The 18891-nt window shown below is 67.4% G+C and carries 12 protein-coding genes and 1 pseudogene; 2 read left to right on the top strand and 11 right to left on the bottom strand.

Annotated elements, in window-relative coordinates; translation table 11 throughout:
* The first annotated feature begins 152 nt into the window (after window positions 1-152).
* The gene (locus EAT51_RS10445; RefSeq protein WP_130517711.1) at window positions 153-2921 is read left to right on the top strand and encodes a TonB-dependent receptor; all 2769 of its coding nucleotides are present in this window, start codon (window positions 153-155) and stop codon (window positions 2919-2921) included.
* Between the two features lie 656 nt (window positions 2922-3577).
* On the opposite strand, the gene EAT51_RS10440 is transcribed toward EAT51_RS10445, so the two are convergent.
* The 8 genes from EAT51_RS10440 to EAT51_RS10405 form a co-directional block, all read right to left on the bottom strand.
* Window positions 3578-5008: an MFS transporter gene (locus EAT51_RS10440; RefSeq protein WP_130517709.1), complete on the bottom strand. Its 1431-nt coding sequence runs from the start codon at window positions 5006-5008 to the stop codon at window positions 3578-3580.
* A gap of 103 nt (window positions 5009-5111) precedes the next feature.
* Window positions 5112-5696 (bottom strand): GIY-YIG nuclease family protein, encoded by a 585-nt coding sequence (locus tag EAT51_RS10435; RefSeq protein WP_130561597.1) that lies wholly within the window; start codon window positions 5694-5696, stop codon window positions 5112-5114.
* Window positions 5693-7072 (bottom strand): DUF763 domain-containing protein, encoded by a 1380-nt coding sequence (locus tag EAT51_RS10430; RefSeq protein WP_130517705.1) that lies wholly within the window; start codon window positions 7070-7072, stop codon window positions 5693-5695. Before EAT51_RS10430 ends, EAT51_RS10435 begins: the two co-directional genes overlap by 4 nt.
* Before the next feature lie 55 nt (window positions 7073-7127).
* Window positions 7128-7766, bottom strand: coding sequence for an anthrone oxygenase family protein (locus tag EAT51_RS10425; RefSeq protein WP_130517703.1), 639 nt, complete (start codon window positions 7764-7766; stop codon window positions 7128-7130).
* A gap of 82 nt (window positions 7767-7848) precedes the next feature.
* Window positions 7849-8151 carry a UBP-type zinc finger domain-containing protein gene (locus EAT51_RS10420; RefSeq protein WP_130522851.1) on the bottom strand — a complete coding sequence of 101 codons (303 nt, stop codon included), beginning with the start codon at window positions 8149-8151 and terminating at the stop codon, window positions 7849-7851.
* Between the two features lie 10 nt (window positions 8152-8161).
* Window positions 8162-9835 (bottom strand): FAD-dependent oxidoreductase, encoded by a 1674-nt coding sequence (locus tag EAT51_RS10415; RefSeq protein WP_130561596.1) that lies wholly within the window; start codon window positions 9833-9835, stop codon window positions 8162-8164.
* Between the two features lie 558 nt (window positions 9836-10393).
* Window positions 10394-10861: an REP-associated tyrosine transposase gene (locus EAT51_RS10410; RefSeq protein WP_130561595.1), complete on the bottom strand. Its 468-nt coding sequence runs from the start codon at window positions 10859-10861 to the stop codon at window positions 10394-10396.
* 388 nt (window positions 10862-11249) lie between these two features.
* On the bottom strand, window positions 11250-12707 hold the full coding sequence (locus EAT51_RS10405) for a glycoside hydrolase family 30 protein (RefSeq protein WP_228257890.1): 1458 nt from the start codon (window positions 12705-12707) through the stop codon (window positions 11250-11252).
* Between the two features lie 136 nt (window positions 12708-12843).
* Between EAT51_RS10405 and EAT51_RS10400 the strand changes: the two genes are divergently transcribed.
* Window positions 12844-13170 (top strand): BON domain-containing protein, encoded by a 327-nt coding sequence (locus EAT51_RS10400; RefSeq protein ID WP_130561594.1) that lies wholly within the window; start codon window positions 12844-12846, stop codon window positions 13168-13170.
* 634 nt (window positions 13171-13804) lie between these two features.
* Here EAT51_RS10400 and EAT51_RS10395 read toward each other — a convergent pair.
* The 3 genes and pseudogenes from EAT51_RS10395 to EAT51_RS10385 form a co-directional block, all read right to left on the bottom strand.
* Window positions 13805-16477, bottom strand: coding sequence for a M1 family metallopeptidase (locus EAT51_RS10395; RefSeq protein WP_130561593.1), 2673 nt, complete (start codon window positions 16475-16477; stop codon window positions 13805-13807).
* A 406-nt stretch (window positions 16478-16883) separates the two neighbouring features.
* Window positions 16884-17483 (bottom strand): XAC0095 family protein, encoded by a 600-nt coding sequence (locus EAT51_RS10390; RefSeq protein WP_130561592.1) that lies wholly within the window; start codon window positions 17481-17483, stop codon window positions 16884-16886.
* 418 nt (window positions 17484-17901) lie between these two features.
* Window positions 17902-18759 (bottom strand): annotated as a pseudogene (locus EAT51_RS10385) (3'-5' exonuclease); the annotation flags it as partial.
* Window positions 18760-18891 lie beyond the last annotated feature (132 nt).

Here is an 18891-nt window from a genome sequence, read left to right as displayed (position 1 = left end):
AATACGTATGCAGGCCCATGCACATGCGGGAACGCGCACTACCATGGCCGCCCATTCAAGCAAGGCGCTGTTCCGGGCCTTCGCGAATCGCCGGTGTCGAGGGGGACACCGGATCAACTCGAATGCAGTACCAACATTGACTGGAGGGGAAAATGTTGACTCCCAAGCGCAACCTGCTGTGCCTGTCCATCGCCGTGGCCATGAGCATGGCCACCGCCCAGGCCTGGGCCCAGAGCACGCCGACCGACACCGAGGCCGATCCGGCCGCGGTCAAGACCGACGCCACTGACCTGGACCGGGTCAAGGTCACCGGCATCCGCCGCGGCATCGAGGGCGCGATCTCGGTCAAGAAGGACGCCACCTCGATCGTCGAGGCGATCTCGGCCGAAGACATCGGCAAGCTGCCCGACGTGAGCATCGCCGAGTCGCTGGCCCGCCTGCCCGGCCTGGCCGCGCAGCGCGTGGCCGGACGCGCGCAGGTGATCAGCGTGCGCGGCCTCTCGCCCGACTTCTCCACCACCCTGCTCAACGGCCGCGAGGTGGTGAGCACCGGCGACAACCGCAGCGTGGAGTTCGACCAGTACCCGTCCGAGCTGGTCAACGGCGTGACCGTGTACAAGACGCCCGACGCCGGCCTGGTCGGCCAGGGCCTGTCGGGCACGGTGGACATGCAGACCGTGCGCCCGCTGAGCTTCGGCGAGCGCGTGATCGCGCTCGGTGGCCGCTACCAGCGCAACTCGCTGGGCAAGGCGGCCAACGTCGATCCTTACGGCAACCGCTTCAGCGCCAGCTACATCGATCAGTTCTTCGACAAGACCCTGGGCCTGTCGATCGGCTATGCGCATACCGACACGCCGATCCAGGAGAACCAGGTCGGCCTGTACGAGCCGTGGAGCACGCAGAACACCGACAGTGGCAACCGCCCCGGCGTGGCGCCGGGCACCTACTTCTCCGACGGCATCAAGGCCCTGCGCCGCACCGGCAACTCCAAGCGCGACGGCGTGATGGCGACCCTGCAGTACCGCCCGTCCAACGCCTGGACCAGCACGCTGGACGCCTTCCACACCGAGGCCGAGCAGGTCGACACCGCCAACCAGTTCGAGGTCAACCTCAGCAACTACAACGGCGGCTACACCCCGGGCCTGAACATCGCCAACCCGCAGGTCAACGGCAACGACACCTTCACCGGCGGCACCGCCAGCGGCGTCTATCCGCTGGTGCGCGGCATGTACAACAAGCGCAAGGACAAGATCGACGCCTTCGGCTGGAACAACGCCTTCAACGTCGGTGCGGTCAAGGTCAACGCCGACCTCAACTACTCCAAGGCCACCCGCAAGGAGCTAAACCTGGAGAGCAATCTCCAGCTCACGCCGATGCCGCAGCTGGACACGGTCGGCCTGGCCTATCGCAACAACGACTTCTCGCAGATCTCGCCGGGGCTGAACTACTCCAACCCCGAGTCGCTGTTCATCACCAACACCATCTACGGCTCGGGCTACGGCAAGGTGCCGCAGGTGGAGGACGAGCTGAAGGGCGCGCGCCTGCAGGCCAGCTTGCCCATGCCCGAGGCGCTGAGCTGGTTCTCCGACCTGGACGTGGGCGTCAACTACGCCCGCCGCGAGAAGACCAAGCACCAGCCCGAAGGCAACATCAACCTGGGTCCGCAGGGCGACACCACCATCGCCCCCGATCTGCAGTACGCGCCGGTCAACCTGGGCTTCGCCGGCATCGGCTACATCCCGGCCTGGAACGTGCCCGGCGCGGTGGATCGCTACATGCAGTTCTCGCCCAACGAGGACGCCTCCTACCTGGTGTCCAAGGCCTGGACCGTGCTGGAGAAGATCACCACCGCCTGGATGCGCGCGGACATCGACACCCAGTGGGGCGAGGTGGGCGTGCGCGGCAACCTGGGCGTGCAGCTGCAGCACACCGATCAGTCCTCGCAGGCCAACTACTGGGACGGCTCGCAGCCGGCGGGCAGCGAAGTGCGCCCCATCGACGACGGCAAGACCTATAACGACTGGCTGCCCAGCCTCAACCTGGCCTTCCAGTTCCCCGCCGACCAGACCCTGCGCTTCGCCCTGGCCAAGCAGGTCGCGCGGCCGCGCGTGGACCAGATGCGCGCCTCGCTGGAGTTCGGCGTGGATACCTCCACCGGCAAGCCCGGCGCCAGCGGCGGCAATCCAATGCTCGATCCGTGGCGCGCCAATGCGCTGGACATCTCCTACGAGAAGTATTTCGGCGAGAAAGCCTATGTGGCCGCCGCGTTCTTCTACAAGGATCTCAAGAGCTATATCTACACCCAGACCCGCGACAACTACGACTTCAGCGACCTGGTCGCCGGCTACGTGCGCCCGCCTGGCATGACCGTGCCGGTGCAGACCACCGGCACCTTCAGCGCGCCGTTCAACGGAAAGGGCGGCAAGCTGCGCGGCCTGGAACTGACCGCTTCGTTGCCGCTGGACATGGTGTTCGCGCCGCTGGAGGGCTTCGGCATCCAGGCCAGCGCCACGTTCAACGACAGCGATGTGAAGATCAAGGATCCGGAGAGCGCCTCCAGCGTCGGCGACGGCGCGATCAGCCTGCCCGGCCTGTCCGACCGCGTGTACAACCTCACCGCTTACTTCGAGCGCAACGGCTTCGAGGCGCGCGTGAGCCAGCGCCGCCGCTCGGACTTCATCGGCGAGATCGGCAACTTCAACGGCAACCGCACCCTGCGCTACGTGGTCGGCGAGAACATCACCGACGCCCAGGTCAGCTACACCTTCGGCAGCGGCCGGCTGGATGGCCTGAGCCTGCTGCTGCAGGCCAGCAACCTCACCAACACCCCCTACCGCACCTACGCCGGCAGCAAGGACCGCCCGCTGGAGTACATCGAGTGGGGCCGCACCATCGTGCTGGGCGTGAACTACAAGTTCTGACCCGGCTCGCCTGAGAAGATGAAGCAAGGGCGCCGGATCGCATCCGGCGCCCTTTTTTGTTGCTTCTCTGGACTGATGGACCGGCGCCCTTCTTTTGCTGCTTCTCTCGACTGATGGACCGCAGCCCATTTTTGTCGCTTCTCTCGACTGATCGATTGGCGCATGCGCGTGTCGAGCTTCTTGGGAGGGGTGGCGGGCCGGCAGGGCGCGGCGCCTCGGCTCGCTGATTCCTGGAAGGCCGGCGTCTGGATGGAAAAGGCCTGAGTGGGTTTCATGCTGCGCTGCGAGCAGCTGTCTCTCAGATCGCAGCCTCGTTGCAGAGCGGAGCTTGCTCCGCTGCTCTTCGTTCGGTTCGCAGGGAAAGCCCCAGCGGAGCAAGCTCCGCTCTACAAGTGGGAGCCGGCGAGCACCAGGCGCGCCGCCGCGGTCCATCTTTGAGCCGAAGCCCATGTGCTCAACGCGCGCGGCAGCGGGCCGGCGGGCGGTGGCCGCGCCTAGCGAGGCAGGACGCCGAGCGCCCGACTCAGGGCAGGATGCCCTGATGAAGGGAAAAGCGGACACCGCCTGCCGGACCGCTGCCGTTCCGAAGTGAAGACGCCCACGCATCACGGTCCATCGCAGCGTGATCCAAGATCAGGCCAAGAACCTTCGTCGACTCAGGTCCCCGGCCGCGCAACGACCTTGGGCTCGTGCACTTCCTCGCCCGGCTTGGCGCGGCCGGCCATCTCCGCGCCGGCGTCGGGCGCCAGCTTGCGCATGGCGATCACCGAGCTGGCCGAGATCAGGCCGATGGTGAGGAAGGCAAAGGTGAAGTTGATCGGCACCCCGGTCGGCTGACCGGTGGCCAGGCTGGCCAGGCTGAGCGCATAGCCGCCGACCGTCACGCCCAGGGCCAGCGAGATCTGCTGGATCATCGCCGCCAGGCTGGTCGCCTGCCCCATGCGCGCCTGATCCACTTCCGAATAGATGATCGCGTTGAGGCTGGTGAACTGCAGCGAGCGGAAACAGCCGCCGACCAGCAGCAGCGTCACCATCAGCAGATACGGCGTCCCCGGCCGGAAGAAGCCATAAGTCGCCAGCATCAGCGACGCCGCCACCGCGTTGAACACCATCACCTTACGGAAGCCATAGCGCTTGAGGATGCGCGCCGCCAGCGTCTTCATGAACATCGCGCCGGCCGCCGAGGTAAAGGTGATCGCACCGGACTGGAGCGGATTGAGACCGAAGCCCAGCTGCAGCATCAGCGGCAGCAGGAACGGGATCGCACCGATGCCGATGCGGAACACCGACCCGCCCAGCACGCCGATGCGGTAGGTGGGCAGCTGCAGCAGGCTCAGATCGATCAGCGGATGCGCGACCCGGCGCGCATGCCACAGGTAGACGCCCATCACCGCCGCGCCCACCGCCACGCATCCCAGCGCCAGGCCGATATTGACCATGTGCCGCCCCAGCGTGGCCAGCCCGAACATCGTCAGCGCCAGCCCGACGCCCGACAGCGCGAAGCCCGTCCAGTCCAGCGGCTGCACCGGCTCCTTGAGCAGCGGGATATGCCGCCACGCCAGCCACATGCCCAGCGCGCCGATCGGCAGATTGATCAGGAAGATGAAACGCCAGTGGCTGTAGGTGGTGATCAGACCGCCCAGCAGCGGGCCCAGGATCGGCCCCAGCAGCGCGGGGATGGTCAGCCAGCTCAGCGCCCGCACCAGCTCGGCCTTGGCCACGCTGCGCAACAGCACCAGCCGCCCGACCGGCACCATCATCGCCCCGCCCATGCCCTGGACGAAGCGCGCGGCGACCATCCATTCCAGCGAAGTCGAGGCCGCGCAGCCCAGCGAGCCGAGCAGGAACACCGCGATGGCCGTCATGAAGGTCGGCCGCGCGCCGAAGCGGTCGGCGACCCAGCCGCTGATCGGGATGAACACCGCCAGCGCCAGCAGGTAGGTGGTCAGGGCCAGCTTCAGCGCCACCGGCTCCACGCCCAAGTCCGTGGCGATCGCCGGCAGCGAGGTGGTGATCGCCGTGGAGTCCATGTTCTCGATGAACAAGGCGGTGGCGACGATCAGCGGCAGCAGGCGTTCGGGCTTCAATGGACCGGTGGGGCGACAGCGGGAGCGGTGATTTTCGCTCAAACGCCCTTGCTCGCGCGTGAGCCGCGGCCCGGCCCGGCCCGCTGACCGGCACTCGCCGACCTCAGACCTTGCCGTACCAGCGCGCAATCACCGGCGACAGCTGATCGGTGAGATCGATGTCCAGGCTGCGATAGCCGTCCAGCACATCGCCCAGCGCCCGCCCGGCCGGCGTGCGGGCGATCAGGCCCTCGCGTTCCTCGACGCTGAGCTGGGCATCGGCCCAGTCGTAGAGCCGGTCGATCCGCGACAGGGCCGCCGCCCGCAGCCAGCCGTGCAGCGGCAGCACGCGATAACCGCCCTGCGCCAGCTCGGCCACATGCGTGGCCAGCGGCGCGGCCACGCCGCGGAACCACTCGGTCTGGCCGCCGGCCGCATCGCGGATGGTCAGCGGCATCGGGGCGCGATGGGCACGCAGCGGCCCGCGCAGCCGCAGTTCCAGGTCGCGGGCATCGCGGACGGTCTCGGTCTCGATCAGCACGCCGCTGTGCAGGTCGAAGAACTCGAACCAGCGCGGATGCAGCGCGCCGATCCGCCCCAGCGGATCGCGCGAGAACCCGATCTTGCAGAAGTCCTCCCAGGCGCACGGAAAGACATAGGTGAAGCAGCGCCCGTCGATCGGGACCGCCGCCTCGGCGGCGCGGCTCATGATGCGGCGCGCTGCGGGGCGGCCGGCGCGGGAGGAACTCCGGCCGCCTCATCCGGCGCCGGCTCCCAGCCGAACACGCTGCGCCCGGCGTAGCGATGCGACTGGCGGCGCTCCTCTTCCAGGTACGCCTCCAGCGACGGACCTTCGGCCTGCGCCTCCAGCTGCCGCGCCTGCGCATCCAGGCGGCGGATCGCCTCGAGCTTTTCCTCGTTGCCCAGCCGGGCCTGGCGCACGGCGGTCTTGAGCACGCCGATGGTGTGGTCCAGCACCTGGGTCGGCACCGGAAAGGGATGCCGGTCCTTGCCGCCATGGGCCAGCGAGAACCGCGCAGGATCGCTGAAGCGGCACGGCGTGCCGTGCAGCACCTCGGCCACCATCGCCAGCGAGCGCACGGTGCGCGCGCCCACGCCGGGCACCTGCAACAACGCGGTGAAATCCTTCGGCCCCTGCTCGGCCGCCGCGGCCAGGCTGCCGTGCAGCCGGCGCAGGACGATGTCCTGCGCGCGCACATCGTGATGGTCCGGCAGCAACAGATGCGGCTGCGAGGCCGGATTCCAGGCCTGCGGACCGGGGGCCTCCGCCGCCGGCTCGGCGAACAGGTCGCCGGTGACGGGCCAGGCGGCCTCGGTCCGCGCGCGGGCCAAGCGCTTGGCCGTCGCCGCCGTCGGCGTCGCCAGGCGCCCGTATTCGCGCGCGATCTCCTGCGGGCCCAACGTCTGCAGCAGCGAGACCTGCGCCGCCCGCGCGCCGGCCGCGCGGCGATCGGCCAGGTTGACGATCGCGCCCTGGCGTGGGCCCTCGATGGCCGCATGCGGCGCATCGACGAAGTCCTTCAGCCCTTCGGACAGCCAGTGATAGCGACGCGCCTGCCTGCTGGCGGTGTTCATGCCCTGCTGCACCACCACCCACTGGCCGTCGTCGCCGACGATGAAACCGTGCAGGTACAGGTCGAACCCGTCCTGCACCGCCGCGCTGTCCACCTTGGCCACCAGCCGGCTGGCGCGCGCCAGCGCCGCGCCGTCCACGCCGGTGCGCTCACCCACCGCCAGCAGCTCGTCGGGCGTGGCGCGCGAATGCCGGCCGCGCCCGCCGCAGACATGGATGCCCAGCTCGCCCGACAGCGGCGTCAGCCCACGCTTGAGCGCGCCGATCACGCTGGTGGTGATGCCAGAGGAATGCCAGTCCATGCCCATCACCGCGCCGAAGGACTGGAACCAGAACGGATGGGCCAGCCGCCGCAGCAGCTCGTCGCGCCCATAGCTGTGGACGATGGCCTGGCACATCACCGCACCCAGCCGGGTCATGCGCTGGCCCAGCCACGCCGGTACGCGCCCGCCATGCAGGGGAAGATCGGCGCTGCCGCCGCGTCGGGTCATGGAACCTGCCTCACCGCACCAGCCTGCCACGCGCCCATCTCAGCGTGTGAGACCGCTAGAGCAGCTCGGACACGAAGTACGCCACGAACGCCAGCAGCAGGAGGACACAGCCCGCATACGCGAGCCTGCTTGCGCGCGATGCGGGGCCGGTCATGACCTGTGCGTCGGGGAACGGCAGGCTGATCGCACGCAGGGTGCTGAGAAACCCCACCGTCGCGGCGATCACGCGCAGCCAGTCGTTGCGCAGCCAGGCATGCACCAGCGCCTCGATACCTGCCTGATCCTGCAGCGCGCCGGGCGCGCCCTTGGCGACGGCCCAGAGCGCGGCATTCATGGGCCAGAACGACGCCACGGTGAAGACCAGCACGACCAGGATCGTCAGCGCCGATGCCAGCAGCCAGCGGCGGTATCGCATCGGGGTGCGCCAGCCGGCGAAGACAGCGATCCATGTGGCGACCAGCAGCAAGGCCGAAGGCGGAATGAAGAAATCACCGGTATTGACCGGATACGCGGCCCCGTAGGGCAACAGCCGCAACGAGGCCGGCGGCGCCGCGCTCCAGGCGCCCGCCAGGACCACCAGGTCGAAGACCTTGGCCCCCAGCAGGACGCCCCACGCGATCGCCGCGAACCAGAGCGCGCCACGCACGATCCTTTGACGCCACGGCGAAGCGGGCACCACGCTCGGGCTGGACATGCACGGTCCTTCAGGCTGCGGTGACCGCATCGTACCGGACCCGGCGGCCTCGGCATCGCTCGACCGCCGCCCCGCGGCCGCGCTACACGTAGCGCGGGATCGGCCCCAGCTGCGGCGTCTGATCGGGCAGATCGACCTCGGTCCTGTCCACGTAGCACCAGCCCCAGCCTTCGGGCGGGTCGTAGCCCTCGATGATGGGATGGCCGGTGGCGTGGAAATGCGCGCTGGCGTGGCGGTGCGGCGAATCGTCGCAGCAGCCCACGTGGCCGCAGATCCGGCACAGGCGCAGATGCACCCACGGGCTGCCGATGGCCAGGCAATCCTCGCAGCCCTTGGCGCTGGGCGTGACCTCGGCGATGTCATGCAGATGCGTGCAACGGGACATGATGGCTCCTTCAGGGCTCTGCGGCAGGACGCGGCTCCAGGGCCGCCAGGTATTGATGGATCTGCGCGACCACGGCCGCCCCCTCGCCCACCGCGGCGGCCACGCGCTTGACCGAACCGGCGCGCACATCGCCGATGGCGAACACGCCGGGCCGGTCGGTCTCCAGCAAGGCCGCGCCGTTGGCACCGGTGACCACGAAGCCGGCCGGGTCCAGCGTCACGCAGCCCTTGAGCCAATCGGTATTGGGGTCGGCGCCGATGAACAGGAACAGATGCCGCAGCGAGCAACGGTGCGACTGGCCGCTCGTGCGATCGCGATAGGTCGCACCGGACAGCGCGCCATGATCGTCGGCCTCCAGCGACAGCAGCTCGGTATTGGTGTGCAGCTCCACGTTGGGCAGCGCCTGGATGCGTTCGATCAGGTAGCTGGACATCGACGCCTCCAGGCTCTTGCCGCGGATGACCAGATGCAGCTTCTTCACCTTCGGCGCCAGGTAGACCACCGCCTGCCCGGCCGAGTTGCCGCCGCCCAGCAGCGCGATCTCCTCGCCGGCGCACATGCGCGCCTCGATCGGGGAGGCCCAGTAGGACACGCCGCTGCCCTCGAAGCGCGCCAGCTGCGCGACCTCCGGCCGGCGGTAGCGCGCCCCGGAAGCGACCACCACCGTGCGCGCCTGCACCACCTGGCCGTTGTCCAGGCTCAGCTGCAGCGGCGCATGCGGATCCTCGGCCTTGGCCTCGCACTGCAGGGTGCGCACATCCAGCGGCAGCGCCAGTTCCACGCCGAACTTCAGCGCCTGGTTGTAGGCGCGCCCGGCCAGCGCCTGGCCGGAGATGCCGGTGGGGAAGCCCAGATAGTTCTCGATGCGCGAAGACGCACCGGCCTGCCCGCCGATGGCGCGCTGCTCCAGCACCAGCACCGAGAGCCCCTCGGACGCCGCATAGACCGCCGTCGCCAGCCCCGCCGGCCCCGCGCCGACCACGACCACGTCGTGGACCACCGCCGGATCCAGCTCCGGCGTCATGCCCAGGCAGCTGGCCGCGGCCAGGTTGGTCGGGCGCTTGAGCACGGTGCCGTTGGGACAGATCATCAGCGGCAGTTCTTCGGCGTGGATGCCCAGGCGCTCGACCAGGGCCTGGCCCTGCGCGTCCTGGGTCGCGTCCAGCAGCGTGTTGGGATAGCCGTTGCGGGTGAGGAAGCCCTGCAGCCGCACCAGCTCGGCCTCGCCCGGCTGGCCGACCAGCACCGAGCCGACCGCCTCGCTTTCGATCAGGCCCACGCGGCGCAGGATCAGCGCGCGCATCACGATTTCGCCCAGCTCGGCCGCGCCGATCAGCAGGGCGCGCAGATGCGCGGCATCCAGGGGCACGGCCGTACAGCCCTGCGCACCGGCCACGCCACCGGCCAGCGAACTACGCCCGGCCAGCTGGCTGACCTCGCCGGTGAAGCTGCCCACGCCGTGCTCGTGGATGACCTCCTCATGGCCCAACCCGTCGCGACGCGACACGACGATGCTCCCCTCCAGCACCAGCCAGACCGGCGCCGGGTGGTCGCCGACGGCGAACACCTCCTCGCCCGGCGCGAACCGCCGCGCCGGCCCGCTGGCGAACCGCCGCGCCGTGGCCAGCTGGGCCGCATCCAGCGCCGGGTACATCTGGTGATGCCGGGTATCGATCAGTGCCATGCGAATGCTCGGTGTCCAGGCGGCAGACCCCGCCGCCGAACGCCCTTTCTACCATCTTGGGTCGATCCGGGACCGCATGCCTGCGCGGCGCGGCGGACCACGCAAGGCAAGCCCAAGGCCTGCCCCGCATCATGGGGCCAAAAAATTCAAAAACCCTCTGTAGAGCGGAGCTTGCTCCGCTGCCTTTCGGTCCGATCACCCGGAAATGATCAGCGAAGCAAACCCCACTGCCCTTCGATCAGATCGCCTGGAATGCTCCAGCGGAGCAAGCTCCGCTCTACATGGCCGCTGCCCTTCGGCCAGATCACCGAAGATGCCCAGCGCAACAGATATCGCTACCTGCCAGATCGCCGAACGCACAGATCATCGAGCGATCGCAAGCGATCAGCACATCACGCGACATGGCGCCGAAAAATTCAAACCCTCTGTAGAGCGGAGCTTGCTCCGCTGCTTTTCGATCAGATCGCCTGGAATGCTCCAGCAGAGCAAGCTCCCCTGCCCTTCGATCAGATCGCCTGGAATGCTCCAGCGGAGCAAGCTCCGCTCTACAGGGCAGGGTCATGGCGCCAGCGATAGGTCGTTGCCATATCGGCACCAGGCATGTGGATACTCACCCAAACCCCCAGCCAATCCACGTCGCACAGGATTCCCGAGGATGTAGCGCCCCTGCGTCAGCAGATCCTCGTCACCGCGCATCTGACGGTCGTAGAACCCTGGCTGCCAGAATGCACCGCGTGTTCCGCACGCGATATTGATGTCACGCGCAGCCTGCGACTTCAATCGCTGCACCACGCGGCTCAAGCTCTCGGCCCGCAATTCGAACAACCAGTGCACGTGATCCGGCATGACGACCCAGGCAATGGAGTCGCTATCGCCGGACGCATCCGACCCACGCAATTCAGAAGCCATCGCTTGCGCGGCGACCGGGTTGGCGAAGAGGGGACGACGCAGAAGCGTCACCGTCGTCACCCCATAGACAGCGCCGATCACCGAGTACCGTCCAATGTGTAGCGCAGGGCTTGCCATGCCCACAGCCTGAGCGGCGCGCCTCGCGCAATGCATCAGGAGCTCGCCCGACATCGCATCGGAAAAATCGCAACCCACCGTAGAGCGGAGCTTGCTCCGCTGCCCTTCGGTCGGATCGCCGAAACCGTAGAGCGGAGCTTGCTCCGATGCCCTTCGGTCGGGTCACCGGCACCGTAGAGCGGAGCTTGCTCCGCTGCCTTTCGTTCGGGTCGCCGGAACCGTAGAGCGGAGCTTGCTCCGCTGCCCTTCGGTCGGGTCGCCGGGGACGGTCTAGCGGAGCAAGCTCCGCTCTACAAGGTGGACACCACGGCCAAAGCAGGAGATCCCGCGGATGCGGGGCGTCTTCTTCGATCATGCCGATCGAAGAGGCCGGGGATGACGCGCCGGCTCAGTACACCAGCGTCTGGATCGCGTGCGCGGGGATCTCCACCTGGGTGGAGGCCTCGCCGACATAGAAGTTGTAGGTGATCGCCTGGTCGCTGCCATTCATCACCACGGTCGCCAGCCGGTTGTCCCGGCTGAGGAACGCGGTGGTCATCAGATTGCTGCGGCTGCTGGCGGCGCTGACGCGCTGGGCCTGCGGGCGGATGAACTTGGAGAAATGGCCGATGTACCAGTACGGCGGGGTGTAGATCAGCTCGCCGGTGCGCGTGTCGGCCTGCAGTGGGGCGAAGCAGTAGTTGCCCACATGGTTGGGGCCACCATGCTCGTCCAGCAGGATGTTCCAGTCGGTCCAGGCCACCGCGCCGCTGTTGAAGTCGTGGATCATCGAGGCGCCGTAGCGCTCGCCGTGGGCCCAGTCCTGGATGCGGTCGAAGTCGAACTTCTCGATCGAGGCCTCGGTCAGCAGCAGCGGCTTGTCCGGATAGGCGCGCGAGACGGCGGCCACGTTGTCGTACATCGGGTCGAACCCGGCCCAGGTCTCATACCAGTGGAAGCCCATGCCCCAGGCGTACTTGGCCGCCTCCGGGTCGTCGAACAGCACGTTGGCGCGGTGGACCATCATGTCGCGGTTGTGGTCCCACACGATGATCTTCTTGTCGCCGTAGCCGGCCTTGGCCATGGTCGGGCCGAGGTGGTCCTTGAGGAAGTCGCGCTCCTGCTCGGCCGAGAACTGCATCGACTCCCAGATCTGCACCGCCATCGGCTCGTTCTGGATGCTGATGCCCCAGATCGGGATGCCTTCCTTCTCGTAGGCCGCGATGAACTTGGCGTAGTAGTTGGCCCAGGCATCGGCATACTCGGGCAGCAGGTGGCCGCCCTTGAGCATGCTCTTGTTGTCCTTCATGAAGGCCGGCGCGCTCCAGGGGCTTGCGAACATCGGCAGCGTGCCGCCGGCCGCGGCGATCGCCTGCTTGATCATCGGGATGCGGTACTTGCGATCGTGCGCGATGGAGAAGGTTTTGAGGTCCTTGTCGCCTTCCTTGATGTAGGTGTAGCTGGCGCTGGAGAAGTCCGAGCTGTGGATGGTGGTGCGGGCCCAGCTGTAGCCGATGCCGGCGTCCGGGTCGTAATAGGCCTTCATGAACTCGGCCTGCTTGGCCTTGCTCAGCTTGGCGTAGGTCTCGGCCGCCGCATCGGTGATCGCCCCACCCACGCCCATCACGGTCTGGAAGCGCCGGGTCGGGTCGACAAAGATCGAGTTCTCGCGCTCGGTGAGGGCATGACCGGGCTGCAGGGCGGCCACCTCGCTGCGCACCATCTGCGCGGGCGCGCCCGAGGCCGAGGTGTAGACCGTCACCGCGCCGCCGCTCGGCGTGTAGGCCGCGCTTGTGACCTCCGCCCCCTGCGCACTGGCCGCCGCCAGCAGCGCGCCCATCAGCGACACCCGCATCGTCTGTTTCATCGTGCCCTCCCAGGCGAACCGAAATCCCCACAAGCATACGCGTACCGGCGGGCGCGCCCTTCATCGAGCGCGCTCTTGGCGGTGCGCTCACTTGCGCGGGCGCAGCATCGCCTCACCCACTACAAGGACTTCCACCATGAGCACCCCTGCCCGCTCCGACCAGCTGATCGGCGACGATGTGGTCCGCACCCTGGCGCAGCAGCCGGACATCGAGGCCGGCGAGATCCTGGTCGAGATCCGGGACGGCCAGGTCACGCTGACCGGCAACGTGCCCGAGCGCGACATGAAGCAGCGCGCCGTGGCCTGTGTGCGCCAGATCGAGGGCGTGGTCGGCGTGCGCGACCTGATCCGCTACGACGACGGCAGCGCGTCCTTCGGGCCGCCGGGCCAGGCCGTGCGAGATGGGGACCATGAAGGGGGTCCGGGATCGGCGGCAGAGGCTGATCTGCGTGAGGATGGGTGATAGATCCGGACACACCTCGGACAAGTGAGCTTCGCCCGATCCAGGGAGCACTGCGTCTGAGCGCCGGAACTTCGGTGGGGGCACGTCAGGTCATAGGGCTCCGGGTCGCAGGGGGTACTCGAACCCCCTGCCTCGCGCGCACCACGATCAGTGACAGGAAACTATCGACTTGAGGCCCCCTCCCTTTCGCCATAGGCGAAGGGGAGGGCTGGGGAGGGGTCGGGGCTTTACCGGGAAAGCTACCGAAGCAAAAGCACCCCACCCCGGCCCTCCCCTTCGCCTGCGGCGAAAGGGAGGGGGCAGAGCGCTGCTCGAGGCCTTGAAGTTTGAAGAAGTCCTGATCCATACACCGCAGGGCCTCGACCCGGGCGGGCGCGCGGAGAGCGGGCCTTAGGATGGCCCGCGGCGGCGAGTCCGCCATGGAGGGCGGACCGAGCCGAGGAGCCGTGCCCGCCCGGGTCGAGGCCGCTTGCCGAAGTAGCGCTCACCGACCACAAGCGGCGTGGCGCACATTCACGCGCTTCACCAAGTGGCCCGCATCGCCGTACCCCGGCGAGGGACAAAAAAGAAGCCCCGCATCGCGGGGCCTCTTCCTTCTTACACGCCTCAGTCCCTGGCATGCCTCAGACAGCGCTTACTTCTGCTGCTTCAGCCACGCCACTACCTGCGGACGGCGTTCGGCCTGCAGCTTGACCCGGGTCTGGATGCTGGTCATCACCGTCTCGGCCGCGCGGCGCGAGGTCGGGGCGATGTACTGGTCCGCATAGGCCTTGATCTTGTCCACCATCTTCAGGTCGTCCGCGCTGCTGCCCAGGCCCGGGTAGTAGCGTGCACGCGAGGTGGAATCGACCAGCGTGTCGACCTTCTCGCGATGGCTGACGGCGAAGTCGAACGCCAGGTCGGCATGCTCCTCGGCCACCGCGCCGATCATGCTGGCGGCGTTGGTCGCCCCCGGCTCATCGGTCAGCGCCATGTCCAGCGCACGCTGGGCCAGCGCCGGGTCCTTGGCATAGGCCAGCAGCGAGTAGTACTGGTCGCGCACCATGGACGAGGTCTCCTTCTTGGCCATCGCGTGCAGCGTGTCCCAGGTGGCCGCATCGGCGTTGCGCGCGACGATGCCCAGCACGGTGCGGCGCAGATCCGGCGAGAGCGACTTCGGGTCGGCCTGGAAGGCCGCGAAGCGACGCCGCGCCTCGGCGATGACCTGCGCATCGCCCATGTTGCTGAGCACGCCGATCAGGCTCGAACGCAGCTGCTTGACCCGCGCCGGATCGCCCTCGCGGTTGTCCCAGCCCAGCTGCTGGAACTTGGGCGACAGGCGCGCGATGGCGTACTTGCGCCACGCCGCCTGCTGCTTGGCATCGCCATCGAACAGCCCATCGACGCCGTCCAACACGCTGGCCACCTGCAGCCACAGGTCAGGCGAGGCCTCCAGCGGCACCTTGGCGGTCAGGTCCAGCTGGTCGGCGACCGGCTGCAGGCCAACGCTGGATAGCGCGCCTGCATCCATCATCACGCCCAGCTGGTCCACCACCGGCAGCGTGGCGAACTTGGCGCTGAGCGCCTGGAACATCGCCGGCGCATACAGCGTGCGGTAGTAGCCCTTCTGCCCGGCGTTGATCACCACCGGCTGCTGGCAGCCCGGCAGCGTCACGCGCGCGCTGCCGTTCTGCACCAGCACGCGCGTTTCCTTGCCGTCGGCACCGCGCAGGGTCACCGGCACGTTCCAGCGCAGCGGCGTCTTGTTGGGGCGGTCCAGCGTGAATTCGCCCTGCTCCAGGGTCACCGTGGTGCTGTTGCTGGAGCAGACCGCATTGGCCTTGATCAGCGGCACGCCCGGCTGCAGGGTGAAGTCGTGCGCGACCTGGATGAAGTCCTTGCCCGGCGCGGCCTTGTCGACCTCGCGCCACAGCTCGTCGGTGACCGCGTTGCCGTAGGCGTGGGCCTTGATGTAGCTGCGCACGCCGCTGCGCCAGTTGTCCGAGCCGACATAGTCCTCCAGCATACCGATCACCGCCGAGCCCTTGCCGTAGGTGATGCCGTCGAAGGCCTGGCTGGCCTGCTCCACCGTGGCCACGTGCTGCACCACCGGATGGGTGGTGGCGTAGGCGTCGCGGCCCATCGCGCCGCGGCTGGTGTAGGCCGCCTCGGTCTTGTCGATGTCCCATTCCGGATGCAGCTTGGCCGTGGTGCGGCCCTCCATCCAGGTGGCGAAGCCCTCGTTGAGCCACAGGTCGTCCCACCACGCCATGGTCACCAGATCGCCGAACCACTGGTGGGCGATCTCGTGCGCGGCGGTGGTGAACACGCGCTGCTCGTCGTTGACGTTGGACACGGCCGGGTCCAGCAGCAGCGAGTACTCGAAGGTGAAGATCGCGCCCCAGTTCTCCATCGCACTGAAGAACTGGCTCTGGCCGGGCGCGGCGATGTTGTCCAGCTTGGGCAGCGGATAGTTCACGCCGAAGTAGGCGTTGTATTCCTTCAGCACGTCGCGCCCGGACTCCAGCGCGAACTTGGCCTGGTCCACCTTGCCCTTCTGCGCGATCACGCCGATTTCGGTGCCATTGGGCCCGGCCAGCGTGGCGCGGTCGAAGTCGCCCAGGCCGAAGAACAGCAGATAGGTCGACATCTTCGGCGTGGTGGCGAACACCACCTGCTTCATGCCGTTGCCGGCGTCCTTGGACGAGGCGATCGGCATGTTGCTCACCGCCATCTGCGCGGCCGGCACGGTCACGCTGAGGTCGAAGGTGGCCTTGAAATCCGGCTCGTCCCAGGACGGGATGAAGCGGCGCGCATCGGAATTCTCGAACTGCGTGTACAGCGCGCGCTTCTGGCCGTCGGCGGTGGCGTAATCCAGCGCGAACAGGCCATTGGCCTGGGTGTTGATGATGCCGCTGTAGTCGATGGACAGCACGTACTTGCCCGGCGCCAGCGTCTTGTCGAAGGCGAAGCTCGCCGTCTGCGCATCGGCATCGGTGCTGACCTTGGCGGTGAGCGGCTTGCCCTTGCCCGCGCTGAGCGTGCTGGTGCCGAAAGTCAGGTTGGCCGCCTGCAGCACCAGGGTCTGGGTCGGCTCCAGCACCTGCACATCGATCCTGACCTTGCCATCGAAGGTCATCTTGTCCGCGTGCGGGGTGATCTGCACCGCGTAGTGGCTGGGGCGCGCGGTGCGCGGCAGCTGCGTGGTCACCTGCGCGGCGCTGTCGGCGACCTGCGCGGCGGGCGTGGCCGGGGTGGACTGGGCCGACGCCGCCAGGCTCGTGCCGGCCAGGGCCAGCGTGATGGCGGTCACCAGGGTCTTGCGCATGCGGATTCCTTGAAGTGGCTGGCGCGTCCCCGCGCCGAAGCCGCGGATGATCCTCTCCCCCACCGGGCCCGGCGCCCCCCGAAAGTCATGTCGGTTTTGTCAGGTAGCCCCTCAAGCGTGAAGACCGCGCTACCGCGTGTCGCGAAGGCGACCTGCCATTGGAGCGGGCGGGCGGCGCATTCCATATTCCGGAATACGGAACATTGACCATAACCCGTTGTTTTGCATGACCAGGCCCGCCAGAACGCCCATCGCCAGCCGCCCATCCCAGCTGACTTCGCGCCATCTATGGTCACCTCCTCCAACCACCACGTCGTCATCCCCGCGAACGCGGGGATCCAGGGACTTTTCCAACCGACCCCAACAAAAGCGGAGCCTCGCTGCCCCGACCCATTTCCCTTGAGGCTCAGTGCATCCACCCGCGTTCGTCAGCCTGTGCCACCGGCCTCACCCTATAGACCGCCTGTTCTTCGCGCACCCGAGCCGACGACGCGGCACGCAGCGGCTGACGCTCGACCTGCCCCAGCAACGCACGCACCTCATCGACCGCCGCGCAAAGCGTCTCGCCCACCTCAGGCAACGCACGCCCAGCCCGCCCGCTCGCATCGCCAACCGCCACCACCCTCGCATGCGCCGAGGCACTCTCGATCAGCAGATTGAGCCGGTCGATCTGCGCCAACGTGACGCGAAAGGCAGCGCCTCCCGCATCCGTTGCTCCGTCACCATCGAAATCGGGCAGGCCATCAGCCGCATCCCCAGGGCGCTGCGCCGGCCACGACAACGCCTCCAGCACCTGCCCCACCTGATCGGCCAACAGCTCCAGGCAGAACGCCACCTCGCCCATGCGCACCCCACGTGCGGCCGCGTCCTCCTCCGCCTGCGTGCGCGGCGCCAGCAGCCGTGCCAGAAACCTGACGTGATCGCCCAAGCGCGCCAACCGCACCTGGCCCTCCACCGGCAGGAAATAGCCGGGGCCGTCTTCTTCGTCCAAACGGTCGTACGACATCGGTGCCTCCTCGTTCCATGAACGGAGCCGCCCGCCGTGCAACGGCGGACGGGAAGTCGGGAGGCTCGAAACCGCGAACAGCCGGCGGGCTTATTCCCCTTGCGGGTGTTGTATTCACCGCCCTCCCGACGCAGGCATCGCGTCGGCTGCGCCTGCAAAACATGCAGGCACAAAAAACCCACCGGTTTTTCGGAGGTGGGTACCGCTGTTCGGGGAGTTTCGAGGCTCCGTGCAATCAGACTGCTACTGAAATTCAGATGAGTCAAGACGACGGGCAGCAGAAGTGAGGTCCCTAGCCTGGGCTACAAGGTCGGATGGGCAGTGATAAGCATAGCCACTGCTGCATCAGCATCCCTGATTCTTATCGCCGAGAAGGTGGGTTTGCCTGCTTACCGTACCGAGACTAGAAAACGGCTGATCACTTTTGCAGCAAGTCCCGAAGGAACTCTGATTCAGGCTCCACCGCTGAGACATGCAATTGATCGCGGGCACGGGTGCAAGCTACGTACAGCAGCTGGCGCTCGGTGTTATAGATTTCGGTCAGCTCGGCCTCGTCAGCAGCAGTGTCGATGCGGACCTGTGAAGGGATGACTTCATCATCGCAGGCCATGACCGCAACCACGCGGAACTCCATGCCCTTGGCCAAGTGCATGGTGGTGATACTGACAAAGCCCTCTTCTGTCGCCATGTCCTTACCGAGCACCCGCCCCTGCAAGCCTGCGGCCTTGACTGCCGCCTGTGCGCGTGACAGTTCGCTGTGGGATCGAACGAAGACGCCAATTTCCTGCGGCAGCACACCGCTGGCACTGCATTGCTGCAACCATACGCCGACGGCCTGGCTTTCCGCCTCGGCATCGGCGTAGCTGCAAATGGTCGGCTCTGGCCCATTGAATACAGAAATCGTGCCCTTGCGGCTTTCGACATTTCCGTCCACATCAGAGGCTTCAGGGCCGAGAAGCCGGTCAGCCTGCGAGCGAATCTGGTGCGAGGTGCGATAGTTGATATTGAGCGTGCGCGAGCGACCCCGCACGTTCACACCCAGGACTTTCCACGAAAACGGCGTCTGGAAGATGCGCTGGCCTAGATCGCCGGCAAAAAATAGGGCATTGGCGCGGTCGCCGGCGATCGCCGCAAGGAAACGCAATTGCTGCACGCCGATGTCCTGCGCCTCGTCCACCACGATGTAATCGAATACAGGATGCTTGCGCTTCGGCATGGCCCCCACCAGCTTGGCAAACATCTCGGCCGCAGTGATCTTGCCGGCCTGCTTCAATTGCTCCTTGGACCGACCAGAGTTCCATAGACACTCAGTCGCCGCTCTGCGCGTAGCGCTTTTCGAACTCTACCGGTGACATGCCGCCAGCGGAACCATGCCGGCGAATCGGGTTGTAGAACATCTCGATGTAGT

It is taken from the genome of Pseudoxanthomonas winnipegensis (assembly GCF_004283755.1).
In the GTDB taxonomy this organism is placed as follows: domain Bacteria; phylum Pseudomonadota; class Gammaproteobacteria; order Xanthomonadales; family Xanthomonadaceae; genus Pseudoxanthomonas_A; species Pseudoxanthomonas_A winnipegensis.
This window is presented reverse-complemented; position numbering and strand designations above follow the sequence as displayed.

Bases quoted from the DNA above. Each gene is read 5' to 3' on its own strand.
- EAT51_RS10430 (WP_130517705.1), bottom strand. From the start codon at position 7,072: ATGACCCGACGCGGCGGCAGCGCCGATCTTCCCCTGCATGGCGGGCGC.
- EAT51_RS10415 (WP_130561596.1), bottom strand. From the start codon at position 9,835: ATGGCACTGATCGATACCCGGCATCACCAGATGTACCCGGCGCTGGAT.
- EAT51_RS10435 (WP_130561597.1), bottom strand. From the start codon at position 5,696: ATGAGCCGCGCCGCCGAGGCGGCGGTCCCGATCGACGGGCGCTGCTTC.
- EAT51_RS10390 (WP_130561592.1), bottom strand. From the start codon at position 17,483: ATGTCGTACGACCGTTTGGACGAAGAAGACGGCCCCGGCTATTTCCTG.
- EAT51_RS10425 (WP_130517703.1), bottom strand. From the start codon at position 7,766: ATGTCCAGCCCGAGCGTGGTGCCCGCTTCGCCGTGGCGTCAAAGGATC.
- EAT51_RS10445 (WP_130517711.1), top strand. From the start codon at position 153: ATGTTGACTCCCAAGCGCAACCTGCTGTGCCTGTCCATCGCCGTGGCC.
- EAT51_RS10400 (WP_130561594.1), top strand. From the start codon at position 12,844: ATGAGCACCCCTGCCCGCTCCGACCAGCTGATCGGCGACGATGTGGTC.
- EAT51_RS10405 (WP_228257890.1), bottom strand. From the start codon at position 12,707: ATGAAACAGACGATGCGGGTGTCGCTGATGGGCGCGCTGCTGGCGGCG.
- EAT51_RS10420 (WP_130522851.1), bottom strand. From the start codon at position 8,151: ATGTCCCGTTGCACGCATCTGCATGACATCGCCGAGGTCACGCCCAGC.
- EAT51_RS10410 (WP_130561595.1), bottom strand. From the start codon at position 10,861: ATGGCAAGCCCTGCGCTACACATTGGACGGTACTCGGTGATCGGCGCT.
- EAT51_RS10395 (WP_130561593.1), bottom strand. From the start codon at position 16,477: ATGCGCAAGACCCTGGTGACCGCCATCACGCTGGCCCTGGCCGGCACG.